Here is a 12,912-nt window from a genome sequence, read left to right on the forward strand (position 1 = left end):
TTAAAGCATGTTTACTTGTGCTTTATAATATGCACTAAAAAATAAACCTTAAATATAGATATAATGAAAAACGCATTTTTAATTACACTAGCATTAGTATTTGGTTTACAAACAATATTTTCTCAGGAACTTGCAAAGGCAAGAGAAGGAGGTAAATTTGGTTACATAAACAAAAAAGCAGAATTTGTTATTGCTCCTAAATATAAAAAAGCAAATAATTTTGCTGATGGCGTAGCACTGGTTTTAGATGGTAAAAAATGGGGGTATATAAACCCTGATGGAAAATGGCTCCTTGAACCACAGTTTAGCAAAGCTAAAGATTTTAATAGTGGTGTTGCTATGGTTTTAAAAGATAAGAAATGGATGTATGTAGATAAGCAAGGTAAAGAACTAGCTTACTCTGATGCAGAAAAAATATATCCTTTTAAAGATGGAGTAGCTTTTGTTAGATCTGAAAAACTTGTTGGTTTGATGAATCCAAAAGGTGAAGTTATAGTAAAACCAACATATAAAATTATTAAAGGTTTCCGTAATGGGTATGCTAGATTTTCTACGCAAGCCGATCAATGGGGAATTATAGATAACAAAGGGAATATTGTTATTAAACCTGAATATACATCTATAGGGAACTATGTAAATGACGTTGCTCGTGCCGAAAAAGGAGAAGGAATTTTTGGTATAGCTTCCGCTAATTCTTTCAATAAAGTAGATGGAGCAACAAAATTATGGGATTTTAGAGCTGGAGGAGAATATACGATTGCTAGAAAAAATGAGAAAATCGGATTTATTGATAAAGAGGGTAAATGGGTGATAGCGCCTCAATTTATAAAAGCAAAAACTTTTAAAAACGGATATGCCGGTGTTTATGATGGTAACAAATGGGGCTTTATTGATACTAATGGTAAAGTGGTTATAGATTATAAATATGATGATGTTGATTATTTTGACGCTAACGGTATGGCTCCCGTGAAAATTGAAGAATGGGGATTTGTGAATGCAAAAGGAGAATTAGTTATAGAAACTAAGTATGGTATCACAGCAGGTAGTTTTAAATTCTTGTCAGGAAAAGTAGCTGAAAAAGGATTTGTAGATGGTCTGGCACGTGTAAAGTATAATAAGAAATGGGGGTTTTTAACACCAGACGGAAAGCTTTTGGGTGATAAATGGTTTGAAAATTTAGAGCCCTTCGTTAAAGTTAAATAAATATTTTCGTTTCCTAACAACATTAGACGATTGTTAAAGTTGTTAGGAATCTTTTAATATTGTTAATTAAATCTTAATTTGGAATAATTGTTGTGTTTATATTATTCAATAGTTAATTGATTTTAAAACCAAAATTGTAAATGAAATACGCCCTTGTTACTGGAGGATCCAGAGGAATAGGAAGAGCAATTGCTGTAAAATTGGCAAAAGATTTAGAATATCCTGTACTTATTAATTATCAATCTAATGATGCTGCTGCTAATGAAACAAAAAAGCTGATTGAAGATGAAGGAGGTCAGTGTGTATTGTTGAAATTTAATGTAGCCGATAGAGAAGATACTCATCAGGTACTAGATGGTTGGATTGCTGATAATCCAGATGCAACTATTGAGGTAATTGTCAATAATGCTGGGATTACCAGAGATGGTTTGTTTATGTGGATGAAACAAGAGGACTGGAATGATGTTTTAAATATTAGTTTAAACGGTTTTTATAACGTTACTGGTCATCTTATTCAAAAAATGCTAACCAATAGATATGGTAGAATAGTAAATGTTGTATCGGTTTCTGGAGTAAAAGGAACTGCAGGTCAAGTTAATTATTCTGCTGCCAAAGGAGCATTGGTAGCTGCTACTAAAGCATTAGCTCAAGAGGTAGCCAAACGTAAGATTACCGTAAATGCAGTAGCACCTGGTTTTATAAAAACAGATATGACAGCAGAGATGGATGAAAAAGAGTTGAAGCGTATGATTCCTGTTAATCGTTTTGGAGAAGCAGAAGAAGTTGCTGATTTAGTAACTTTTTTAGCATCAAAAAAAGCTGCATATATAACTGGGGAAGTTGTTAATATTAATGGAGGGATTTATTCATAAGAGATTATGCGAAGAGTAGTTATTACTGGAATGGGAATATATTCTTGTATAGGTTCTAATGTTGACGAAGTTAAAGAATCTTTATATCAAGGAAAATCAGGTATCGTTTTCGAACCTTCTCGTAAAGAGTTTGGATATCGATCTGCGTTAACAGGAACTGTGCCTAAGCCTAATTTAAAAAAAGAGCTAAGTAGAAGGCAACGTGTTAGCTTTGGTTCTGAGTCTGAATATGCGTATATAGCAACAAAACAGGCATTTGATCAGGCAGGTGTGGATCAGGAGTTTTTGGATAATGAAGAAATTGGCATTCTGTTTGGTAATGATAGTACCGCAGAATCAGTGATGCAAGCAATTGATAAAATCAGAGTTAAGAAAGATACTACTTTGGTAGGTTCTGGAGGAGTTTTTAAATCGATGAATTCTACAGTTACTATGAATCTTTCTACTGTTTTTAAATTAAAAGGTATCAATTTTACTATAAGTGCTGCTTGTGCTAGTGGTTCGCATTCTGTAGGAATGGGGTATTTGTTAATTAAGCAAGGACTGCAGGATTATGTGTTATGTGGAGGAGCTCAGGAAATTAATGATTATGCATTTGGTAGTTTTGATGGATTAGGAGTTTTTTCTGTTAATGAGGAAAATCCTACAAAAGCCTCTAGGCCTTTTGATAGCGAAAGAGATGGGTTGGTGCCAAGTGGAGGTGGAGCCGCATTATTTATGGAGTCTTATGAAAGCGCTGTAAAAAGAGGTGCGACGATTTTAGGAGAAGTAGTAGGTTATGGTTTTTCTTCTAATGGAGATCATATTTCTACTCCTAACCAAGAAGGTCCGGCTAGAGCAATGAAACGTGCAGTGGATCAGGCAAATATTAAGCCAGAAGATATTGATTATGTGAATGCACATGCAACATCTACTCCAATAGGAGACGCTAATGAGGCGAAGGCGATAAATGAAGTCTTTGGAGAGTCAAAACCCTATGTCAGTTCTACAAAATCTATGACTGGACATGAGTGTTGGATGGCAGGTGCGAGTGAAATAGTGTATTCATTAATAATGTTGAATAATTCATTTATTGCTCCTAATATTAATTTAGAATCTCCAGATGAAGACTCTACAAAGTTAAATTTGGTAAAAGAAACGGTAGATAAAAAAATTGATGTATTTTTGTCGAATTCATTTGGATTTGGGGGCACAAATTCTGCAATCGTCATAAAAAAGATTTAGAATAGAAAAAAATTACTAGTAAGATGATGGAAACAAGTGTAATTGTCGAAAAAGTTGATGAATTTTTGATAGAAGAATTCGAGGTAGAAGCTGATGAGATTGCTCCCGAAGAAAACCTTAAAGAAACTTTAGATTTAGATAGTCTAGACTATGTAGATCTTGTAGTGGCTATAGAAGCCACTTTTGGAGTTAAGCTCGTGGGAGATGATTTTGTTGGAGTAGAAAGCTTTCAGGATTTTTATGATTTAATAGAACGCAAAGTCAATATTTAAGAAATAGAATGGCCCAATGGGAAGGTAAGGCTAAAGGAACTCCTTTAGGATATAAAATATTCATTTTTTTTATAAAAAATTTAGGTCTTAACGCTGCCTATTCCATTTTGGTATTTGTGGCGGCGTACTATTTGGTGTTTTCTTTCTCTACAACAAAAACAAGTTATTATTTCTATAATAAAAGACTTAAACAATCTGCTTTTAAGTCTGTTTTAAGTGTCTATAAAAATTATTTTGTTTTTGGACAGACTCTCATAGATAGAACTGCAATATCTTTTGGGTTAAAGGATAAGTTTACTTTTACGCATGATGGAAGAGAAAAAATGCAACGCATTTTAAATGAGGGTGATGGAGGGATTATTTTTAGTGCTCATGTAGGTAGTTTTAATATTGCTCGCTACTTTTTTGATGATTTTGACATGACTAATACCGGAGTTAATCTGCTAGTTACTGATCAGGAGAATGAACAAATCAAAGAATATGTCGGTGCGGTGTCTTCAGGTACGGCTATGAAGTATATTATTATAAAAGATGATATGTCTCATATATTTCAAATGAATGATGCTATATCCAACGGAGAAGTAATTATTTTTGCAGCAGATCGTTATGTAGAAGGTGTTAAGTTTTTGGAACATGACTTTCTTGGTAAATCAGTCAAATTTCCTTCAGGGCCCTATAAACTAGCAGCGCGGAAGAAAAAACCTATCCTTTTTATGTATATTATGAAAGGGTCTGGTAAGAAATACAATCTATATGCTCGAGAACCTAAGTTTCTGGAGACATCAATCAAACCTAGCCATGTGTTAAAAGAGTATGTTAGAAATACTGAAATTATGGTTAAAAAGTATCCCTTGCAATGGTTTAATTACTTTGATTATTGGGATGATCTTAAAACCTAATGTATGAAGAACATACTTGTTTTGTATTATAGTCAAAGTGGTCAATTAGGAGAAATTCTAACAAATTTAGTGAATCCACTTCTTGAAGATAGTAACTGCTTAGTTACTGTTCAGCAGATTGAGCCAGAAGAATCATATGAGTTTCCTTGGGATAAAAAAGATTTTTTACAGGTCTTCCCAGAATCTTATTTGCAAATCCCTAGACCTAACAAATCAATCCCTGATGCTGTAAAAAATAAAAAGTATGATTTAATCATATTTGGTTATACAGTTTGGTATCTTTCACCATCAATACCCATTAATTCCTTTTTAAAAGGAGATGATGCACAAGTATTACTAAAAAACACTCCAGTAATAACGGTTAATGGTTCTAGAAATATGTGGATCTTAACCCAAGAGAAAGTTAAAAGGTTGTTAGTAGATTGTAAAGCCGAATTGGTTGGAAATATAGCTTTTGTAGATAGACATTGGAATCATATTAGTGTGATTACTATTGTACATTGGATGATGGGAGGAAAGAAAACTAAATATCTAGGTGTTTTTCCGAAACCTGGAGTATCAGAAGAGGATATTAATGGGGCTGGAAAATTTGGGTTTATTATAAAAAAACATCTTTTTCAAGAAAATTTTAAACAATTACAAGAAGAGTTGGTAAAAGATGGAGCTGTTCAGATAAAACCTTTCTTAATAAGGTCAGATAAATCTGGAAATCATATCTTTAGTAAGTGGTCAGCACATATATATAAAGTAGGTCTGAAATCATCAAAAAGGAGAGCGAAATGGTTAAACTTTTTTGAGTATTATCTACAATTTGCTATTTGGGTTTTTGTACCTATAGTTTTTGTTATATTTTTGTTGACTTATTTGCCTTTCTATGCACGCATAAAAAAGGACATTAAATATTATCAATCAGTAAGATTAAGGTAGGTTATCACTTTTATGAAGAACGTTTATATAACAAAAACAGGGCATTTCTTGCCAAATGAGCCAGTTTCGAATGATGAAATGGAGAAGAGACTAGGTATGATTGATGATCAACCTTCTCGGGCTAGAAGAATTGTTCTAAGAAACAATGGTATCAAAGAAAGGTATTATGCTGTTAGTGATAATGGCAGCATAACTCATAATAATGCTCAGCTTACAAGAGAAACGATTAAAAGTTTATGTGATTCTGAATTTCCTGAAAGTGAAATAGAATTACTTTCTTGTGGGACATCCACTCCAGATAATTTATTGCCGTCTCACGCATCCATGGTACATGGATTGTTAGACACGAAAGATAGTATTGAGTTGAATACAGCTTCAGGAGTATGTTGTTCGGGAATGAGTGCTTTAAAATATGGTTTCTTATCAGTTAAATCTGATAGTACTAAAAATGCCGTATGTACAGGAACGGAAAGAGTTTCTACCTGGATGCAGTCTAGAAAATTTGATAAAGAAGTAGAGAATTTGAAATCTTTAGAGGAGCAACCTATTATTGGTTTTAAGAAAGATTTTCTACGTTGGATGTTGTCTGATGGAGGAGGAGCATTTTTATTAGAAAGTGAACCGAAAGGAGAGAGCCCACTTAGGATTGATTGGATGCAAGCGTATTCATATGCCCATGAATTGGAATCTTGTATGTATGCAGGAGGAGATAAAAATGATGATGGAAGCCTTAAACCCTGGAGCGAATATGAACCCGAAGAATGGTTGTCAGAATCTGTTTTTTCGCTAAAACAAGATGTCAAAATATTAGATAAGTACGTGGTGCCGAAAGCAGTTTTAAGTATGAAAGATGCTTTTCAGAAAAACAACCTAAATGAAGAAGAGGTGGATTATTTTTTACCACATATTTCTTCATTTTATTTTGAAGAAAGATTAAATGCCGAAATGAAGAATCAAGGAATTGCAATTCCTAAAAATAAATGGTTTACTAATCTGGAAAAAGTTGGTAATGTTGGTTCGGCATCTATTTATTTAATGATTAATGACCTTAAAAAATCAGGGAAATTAAAAAAAGGAGATAAAGTTTTGGCAATGGTACCGGAAAGTGGTCGTTTTACATATTTTCACATTTTATTTACTGTGTGTTAATGGATAATCAATTAGAAGATAAAATAACAGATATTGATTTCATAAAAAAGCTGATCCCTCAGAAGGATCCTTTTGTAATGATTGATAAATTGTTATACTTTGATTTAGATAAAGTTATTTCTGGATTGACAGTTACATCTGATAATATACTTACTTCTGGTAATTATTTTACGGAAGGAGGCTTGGTAGAAAATATGGCACAGAGTATAGCCTTACATAGAGGATATAGAGGGTATATAAATAAAGGATCAGAAGAAAAACCTAAAACTGGTTTTATTGGATCTATAAAACACGCTACAATACATATTTTACCAAAAGTGGGTACCGAGTTAATAACTACTGTGAAAATCGTTGCAGAAATTATGATGGTGAGCTTAGTCGAAATAGAGGTGAAAGATGTAGAAGGAAACTTAATAGCGTCTTCAGAGATGAAAACGATTATCGTAGATTCTTAATTGTAATAAACCTTAAATTTTATTTTTTTAAAGTATGAAGAAAGAAGACGTACCTCAGGATGAAAGTGGTCTTTCTAAAGCCAATATAAGAGAAGTTGTATATGCGGTTGATAAAGATGGAAAGTACGGTAAGGCATTAAGTTCTGGTTGGGAAGCAAAAACTATTGCGCTTAACGAATCTTTAGAATTAATAGAAGAACAGCTTCAGGAAACTATTCAAAAAATAAAACAAGGAGAACTTAGTCCAATTGCTTATTATATGGAGTTACAGCGAATGGATGTTGTAGTCCTATCAGGTTATGTAGGCTTATGGCAATGGAGAGTGAAAAGGCATTTAAAAGCTAAAACGTTTAAAAAACTAAGCGAAAAAATATTAAAGAAATACGCCGAAGCTTTCGAGATCTCTATAGAAGAACTTAAAAATCCAAAGATTTGAAAATAAACTTTGAACACAATCAATCTGCCCATTGCGAAAATGGAGTGGTTTCTAATTTGTTGAATTATAACGGACTTAAAGTAAGCGAACCAATGGTTTTTGGTATCGCTTCTGGAGTTTTCTTTATATATATACCTTTTGTAAAGGTAAATTTCGCACCAATGTTTAGTTTTAGACCTGTTCCTGGATTTATTTTTTCTAGAGTAAGTAAAAGACTAGGTTTTAAAATTAGACGACATAAGTTTAAATCCACAGAGAAGGCGCAACAGACTTTAGATGCTGAACTAGCTAAAAATAACCCTGTAGGGTTACAAGTGGGGGTATATAACCTAACATATTTTCCTGATGAATATCGTTTTCATTTCAATGCTCATAATTTAGTTGTTTATGGAAAAGAAGGAGATGATTATCTAATAAGTGATCCTGTAATGCCTGATGTAACGACTTTGTCTTCTAAGGAATTAGAAAAAGTACGTTTCGCTAAAGGGCCTTTTGCTCCTAATGGTCATATTTATTATCCTACACAATTACCAAATGATATAGATCTAAAAAAAGCAATTACCAAAGGGATAAAACAAGCGTATAGGCATATGTTAGCACCTGTTCCTGTTGTTGGATTTAGAGGAATTAGGTATGTAGCAAAACGAATTCGTAAGTGGCCTGATAAGATTGGCGTAAAAAAGACAAATCACTACTTAGGTCAATTAGTTCGTATGCAAGAAGAAATAGGAACTGGTGGAGGAGGTTTTCGATTTATTTTTGCGGCATTTTTACAAGAAGCTTCCGTAATTATGGAAAACCCCAGACTCGCTGAGTTGTCTAAAGAAATGACCGTAATCGGTGATCAATGGAGAGATTTTGCAATAGATGCATCAAGACTTTATAAGAACAGAAGTAGAGAGACCGATGCTTATAATAAAATTGCAGATAAGTTAGATGCCATAGCTTTAGCAGAGAGAGATTTCTTCTTAGATCTTAAGAAAGCTGTTAAATAATTACGAGATGGATAAGACTCCTCTGATTGAAATAAAAAGCATTTCTAAACAATACAAAGGAGCTACTTTTCTTTCTTTAGATACTATAAACTTGCAAATAAGCAAAGGAGAAATATATGGACTTCTTGGGCCTAATGGGGCTGGAAAAACTACACTTATATCCATTTTATGTGGACTGATTAAGCCTACTTCTGGAGAGGTATTGGTTTCTGGAAAGAGTTTTAAAACACATGCTAAAGAAATTCAGAAAGCAATTGGGGTAGTGCCACAAGAATATGCTTTATATCCAAAACTTACCGCAAAAGAGAATTTATTATATTTCGGAAGTATGTTCGGAATGACAAAATCCGAACTAAAACCAATTGTTTTATCGCACTTGGATCAATTAGGATTATTACCTTTTGCGGATAAAAAAATTAAAACATTTTCTGGGGGAATGAAAAGAAGAGTAAACCTTATAGCAGGAATACTTCATAATCCAGAACTATTGTTTTTAGATGAACCAACTGTAGGAGTGGATGTACAGTCAAAACAAGCAATTACTAAAAAGCTTAAAGAACTTAATGAGGCCGGCACTACTATAATCTATACGTCTCATCATCTTAGGGAAGCACAGGATTTATGTTCTTTGGTGGGAATTATTGATTCTGGTAAAATTATTGCTGAAAATACTCCTTCTAAGTTAATTTCAAATACTAAAGAAGCAAGAAATTTAGAAGATGTGTTTATAGAGCTTACAGGAAGAGAACTACGTGATTATGCATAGATTTTTAGCTTCCATAAAAAAAGAGTTTTTATTGCTTCTAAGGGATCCTGGAGGGTTGATTATTTTGTTTATAATGCCAATTGTGTTAGTAGTTGCAATTACATTGATTCAGGATGCCACCTTCAAATCAATTTCTAGCAATTCTATCGAAATTCTATTAGTAGATAAAGACAATGGAAAGTTATCGCAAGAAATTCAAAAAAGTTTTTCTGAAATAGAATTTCTAGAGCCAATTTCAGAAGTAGATAATATTCCTTTAACAGAAGAGAAAGCGAGCCTTTTGGTTGCTTCTGGAGATTACCAGCTGGCAGTTGTGATTCCTGAGGGATTGAGTGATGGACTTCAGAAACAAATTGATAAAAATATAACTAAAATTCTTGAAGAATTTGAAGGTTCGGTAGATTCTTTAAAAGTAGAAAATGTTCAAGAGAAACTATCAGGTAAAGTAGTGAAGTTGTATTTTGACCCAATAACACAAGAAACCTTTAGGAGTTCTGTGATATTTGCAGTGGATAAATTGGTGGCAAGTATTGAAACTAAGTCGATTTACGAAGCTTTCGAAAAAGAGTTAGGAGAATCAGAAAGCCTTAAATCTTTTAATCGAGATAATTTTGTAAAGTATGAGCAAATTAATCCTTCTTTATCCGGTGAATCAATTCTTCCTAATTCAGTACAACACAATATTCCGGCTTGGACGCTCTTTGCAATTTTCTTTATGATTTTACCATTATCATTGAATCTTGTTCATGAAAAAGGACAAGGTACATTTGTTCGTTTACAAACAACACCTATCAATTATTCAACAATTATAGCGGGTAAAGCATTTTTATTTCTATTAGTTAGCTTATTGCAGTTTACCTTGATTTTGCTATTAGGGATTTATGTATTTCCAAAATTAGGGTTACCAGTTTTAGACCTGGGTAATAATCTGGGATTGTTATATATTGTAGCCTTATCTTCGGGACTAGCTTCTATTGGCTTAGGAATTTTGTTAGGAACAGTGTTTAATTCACACGAACAAGCAGCTCCTTTTGGAGCCGTATTGGTAGTTTTGTTAGCGGCAATTGGAGGGGTTTGGGTACCTGTATTTGCAATGCCTGATACAATGCAACTCATAGCAAAAGTTTCTCCCATGAACTGGGGGTTAGAAGCTTTTTATGATTGTTTTTTAAGAAAAGGTAGTTTGATAGATATTCTTCCCGAAATTGGTTTGCTTATTGGGTTTTTTATTAGTACTATCGTAATCGCTATATTATACTATGAAAAGAAAAAGGCGGTCTAAAGAAATTATAACAGACATCAAACATGTTCACGAGGTGAGAGTCAGATTTAACGATTGTGATCCTTTAAGTATTGTTTGGCACGGTATATATATAACTTATTTCGAAGAAGGAAGAGAGGCCTTTGGTCGAAGCCATGGGATTTCTTATCTCCATGTGAAAGATAATGATTACGTAACACCGATCGTTAATTCTAATTGTGATCATAAGTTACCGCTTAAATATGGTGATATTGCAACAGTAGAAACAGTGTATGTAGATAGTCCCGCTGCGAAAATGATTTTTAGATATAATGTATATAATCAAAATAAAGAATTAGTTTGTGTAGGTGAGACTACACAGGTGTTTTTAGATATGGATGGTAATATGTCTCTAAGTATTCCGGAGTTCTTTCTGGATTGGAAACGTAAAGTAGGACTACTATGAAAAAAGTCTATTTAGTTGCGGATAATATAATTTCTCCTATTGGATTTTCTACTGAAGAAAATATAGAAAACCTTCGATTAAACCAGACTGGAATCAAAAAAGTAGATGATGATTATATCTGGTCAGAACCATTTTTTGGTGCAGTGGTTAATAATGATAAGCTTTCTAAAGCTTGGGAATCGATTTCGAGTGATTTAGGATATACAAAGTTAGAAAAGATGATGTTACTATCTGTTTCTAAGATGATAGTCGAGAACCCTTCTTTGGATATAGTTAAATGCGGAATTGTTGTTTCTACTACAAAAGGAAATATAAATAACCTGAAAGGTGGTTTAGATAAAAAAGCCTATCTAAGCAGTATTTCCGAAACGATACAAAACTATTTTAAATTAGACCATACACCTATTGTATTATCCAATGCTTGTATTTCTGGAGGATTGGCTTTGGCAGTTGGAAAACGAATGATTCAGTCTGAGCTTTTTGAAGATGTAGTGGTGATAGGAGGTGATTTGCTTTCTGAGTTTACACTTTCTGGGTTCTTTTCGTTTCAAGCGGTAAGTAATGAGCCTTGTAAGCCTTTTTGTAAAAATAGAACGGGTATTAGTTTAGGAGAAGCAGCCGCTAGTGCTTGGTTAAGTTCTAAAAAAGATACTACTAAAAAAGAAATAATCGAGATTACAGGAGATGCGTCAGCTAACGATGCTAATCATATTTCCGGACCTTCACGAACAGGAGAAGGATTGTATATAAGTATAGCAAAAGCATTAAAAGAAGCTGGGTTAGATAGTACTCAGGTTGATTATATTACCGCGCATGGAACTGCTACTCCTTTTAATGACGAAATGGAAGCTATTGCTTTTAATAGAGCTGGGCTACAAAATGTTCCGTTAAATAGTCTAAAAGGATATTATGGGCATACTCTGGGAGCTTCTGCTTTAATAGAAAGTATTGTGGCAAGACATTGCTTGATTAATAATGAGGTATTCACATCTCTAGGCTTCGAAGAATTAGGAGTATCTCAGTCGATCAATGTAATTACTAAGAATGAGAAAAAAGAATTGAATAGGGTTCTGAAAACAGCTTCTGGTTTTGGAGGGTGTAATGTGGCATTGATTATTGAAAAAGTTGCATCGTGATTAAAGAAAAATATTACATATCAGGTTTTTGTTCCATTAAAGAAAAGAAGGTTTTTAAAAATGGGAATCAATTATATGTCGATTCAGAATCTGATAATCTAAAAGATTTTGCAAAAGGAATTTATAAGTACTTGGAATTAAAATACCCGAAATTTCACAAAATGGATGAATTGTGTAAATTGGGTTTTTTAGCTTCAGAAGTGTTGATAAAGGACATGAAAGAAGTGGATCAAGATACTGCGCTGGTATTATCAAATAAATCATCAAGTCTTGATACGGATAGAAAACATCAAGAAAGTATTCAAGATAGGGAAGATTTTTACCCATCTCCGGCAGTGTTTGTATATACGCTTCCTAATATAATTATGGGGGAGATAAGTATTAAAAATAAACTGAAAAGTGAGAATGCCTTTTTTGTTACCGAAAGTTTTGATGCAGAGTTTGTGTCAAGGTATTCTGAAATTTTAATAAATACAGGAAAAGCAAGTAATGTTATTTGTGGTTGGGTAGATTTGGATAATGACAAATATGACGTATTTTTGGCTTTTCTTTCGAAAAAGGGCAAAATAGAGCTAACAAAAGAAGAATTAAATAATTTATACAATCAATAGTTATGGCTGAATTAAGAGAAGAGCTAAAAGAAAAATTAATAGAGCAACTAAGTCTTGAAGATGTAGAAGTAAGTGAAATAGGAGATAATGATCCTCTTTTTGGTGATGGTTTGGGGTTAGATTCTATTGATGCTCTTGAGTTAATTGTATTATTAGAAAAAGACTATGGAATTAAGTTAAAAGATCCTAAGGAAGGTAAAGCTATATTTGAGTCTATTAGTGTTATGGCAGATTATATTTCAAAACATCGTACAAAATAAT

At 33.2% G+C, this 12,912-nt stretch carries 16 protein-coding genes; all 16 read left to right on the top strand.

Translation table 11 applies throughout. From position 1 onward, the window contains the following. Positions 1-63 precede the first annotated feature (63 nt). Complete coding sequence (locus Q0975_RS17630; RefSeq protein WP_299439064.1) at positions 64-1,203, top strand: WG repeat-containing protein; 1,140 nt, start codon at positions 64-66, stop codon at positions 1,201-1,203. Between the two features lie 140 nt (positions 1,204-1,343). Then, a complete protein-coding gene (gene fabG / locus Q0975_RS17635) occupies positions 1,344-2,075 on the top strand; it encodes a 3-oxoacyl-ACP reductase FabG (RefSeq protein ID WP_299439066.1) in 732 nt (243 codons plus the stop codon). A gap of 6 nt (positions 2,076-2,081) precedes the next feature. After that, positions 2,082-3,299: a beta-ketoacyl-[acyl-carrier-protein] synthase family protein gene (locus tag Q0975_RS17640; RefSeq protein ID WP_299439068.1), complete on the top strand. Its 1,218-nt coding sequence runs from the start codon at positions 2,082-2,084 to the stop codon at positions 3,297-3,299. 26 nt (positions 3,300-3,325) lie between these two features. Further along, positions 3,326-3,571: a phosphopantetheine-binding protein gene (locus Q0975_RS17645; protein WP_299439568.1), complete on the top strand. Its 246-nt coding sequence runs from the start codon at positions 3,326-3,328 to the stop codon at positions 3,569-3,571. A gap of 8 nt (positions 3,572-3,579) precedes the next feature. Next, the gene (locus Q0975_RS17650) at positions 3,580-4,470 is read left to right on the top strand and encodes a lipid A biosynthesis acyltransferase (RefSeq protein ID WP_299439070.1); all 891 of its coding nucleotides are present in this window, start codon (positions 3,580-3,582) and stop codon (positions 4,468-4,470) included. A gap of 3 nt (positions 4,471-4,473) precedes the next feature. Then, positions 4,474-5,397, top strand: a complete 924-nt coding sequence (locus Q0975_RS17655; RefSeq protein ID WP_299439072.1) for a dialkylrecorsinol condensing enzyme DarA — start codon at positions 4,474-4,476, stop codon at positions 5,395-5,397. 12 nt (positions 5,398-5,409) lie between these two features. Then, entirely contained in the window at positions 5,410-6,546 is a 1,137-nt protein-coding gene (locus tag Q0975_RS17660) for a beta-ketoacyl-ACP synthase III (RefSeq protein ID WP_299439074.1), read from the top strand. Next, positions 6,546-7,001: a hypothetical protein gene (locus Q0975_RS17665; protein WP_299439076.1), complete on the top strand. Its 456-nt coding sequence runs from the start codon at positions 6,546-6,548 to the stop codon at positions 6,999-7,001. The genes Q0975_RS17660 and Q0975_RS17665 overlap by 1 nt, the downstream gene beginning before the upstream one ends. Before the next feature lie 34 nt (positions 7,002-7,035). Next, positions 7,036-7,437, top strand: a complete 402-nt coding sequence (locus Q0975_RS17670) for a hypothetical protein (protein WP_299439078.1) — start codon at positions 7,036-7,038, stop codon at positions 7,435-7,437. After that, the gene (locus Q0975_RS17675) at positions 7,434-8,432 is read left to right on the top strand and encodes a BtrH N-terminal domain-containing protein (RefSeq protein WP_299439080.1); all 999 of its coding nucleotides are present in this window, start codon (positions 7,434-7,436) and stop codon (positions 8,430-8,432) included. The genes Q0975_RS17670 and Q0975_RS17675 overlap by 4 nt, the downstream gene beginning before the upstream one ends. A 7-nt stretch (positions 8,433-8,439) precedes the next feature. Continuing rightward, positions 8,440-9,198: an ABC transporter ATP-binding protein gene (locus Q0975_RS17680; RefSeq protein WP_299439082.1), complete on the top strand. Its 759-nt coding sequence runs from the start codon at positions 8,440-8,442 to the stop codon at positions 9,196-9,198. Further along, entirely contained in the window at positions 9,191-10,480 is a 1,290-nt protein-coding gene (locus Q0975_RS17685) for an ABC transporter permease (RefSeq protein ID WP_299439085.1), read from the top strand. Before Q0975_RS17680 ends, Q0975_RS17685 begins: the two co-directional genes overlap by 8 nt. Continuing rightward, complete coding sequence (locus Q0975_RS17690; protein ID WP_299439087.1) at positions 10,458-10,904, top strand: thioesterase family protein; 447 nt, start codon at positions 10,458-10,460, stop codon at positions 10,902-10,904. The genes Q0975_RS17685 and Q0975_RS17690 overlap by 23 nt, the downstream gene beginning before the upstream one ends. Continuing rightward, positions 10,901-12,040, top strand: a complete 1,140-nt coding sequence (locus Q0975_RS17695; protein ID WP_299439089.1) for a beta-ketoacyl synthase N-terminal-like domain-containing protein — start codon at positions 10,901-10,903, stop codon at positions 12,038-12,040. Before Q0975_RS17690 ends, Q0975_RS17695 begins: the two co-directional genes overlap by 4 nt. Beyond that, positions 12,037-12,651, top strand: coding sequence for a 3-oxoacyl-ACP synthase (locus Q0975_RS17700; RefSeq protein WP_366889073.1), 615 nt, complete (start codon positions 12,037-12,039; stop codon positions 12,649-12,651). The genes Q0975_RS17695 and Q0975_RS17700 overlap by 4 nt, the downstream gene beginning before the upstream one ends. Before the next feature lie 2 nt (positions 12,652-12,653). Beyond that, positions 12,654-12,911, top strand: coding sequence for a phosphopantetheine-binding protein (locus Q0975_RS17705; protein ID WP_299219033.1), 258 nt, complete (start codon positions 12,654-12,656; stop codon positions 12,909-12,911). The last annotated feature ends 1 nt before the right edge of the window (position 12,912 follow it).

It is taken from the genome of uncultured Aquimarina sp. (genome assembly GCF_947500065.1).
Lineage (GTDB): Bacteria > Bacteroidota > Bacteroidia > Flavobacteriales > Flavobacteriaceae > Aquimarina.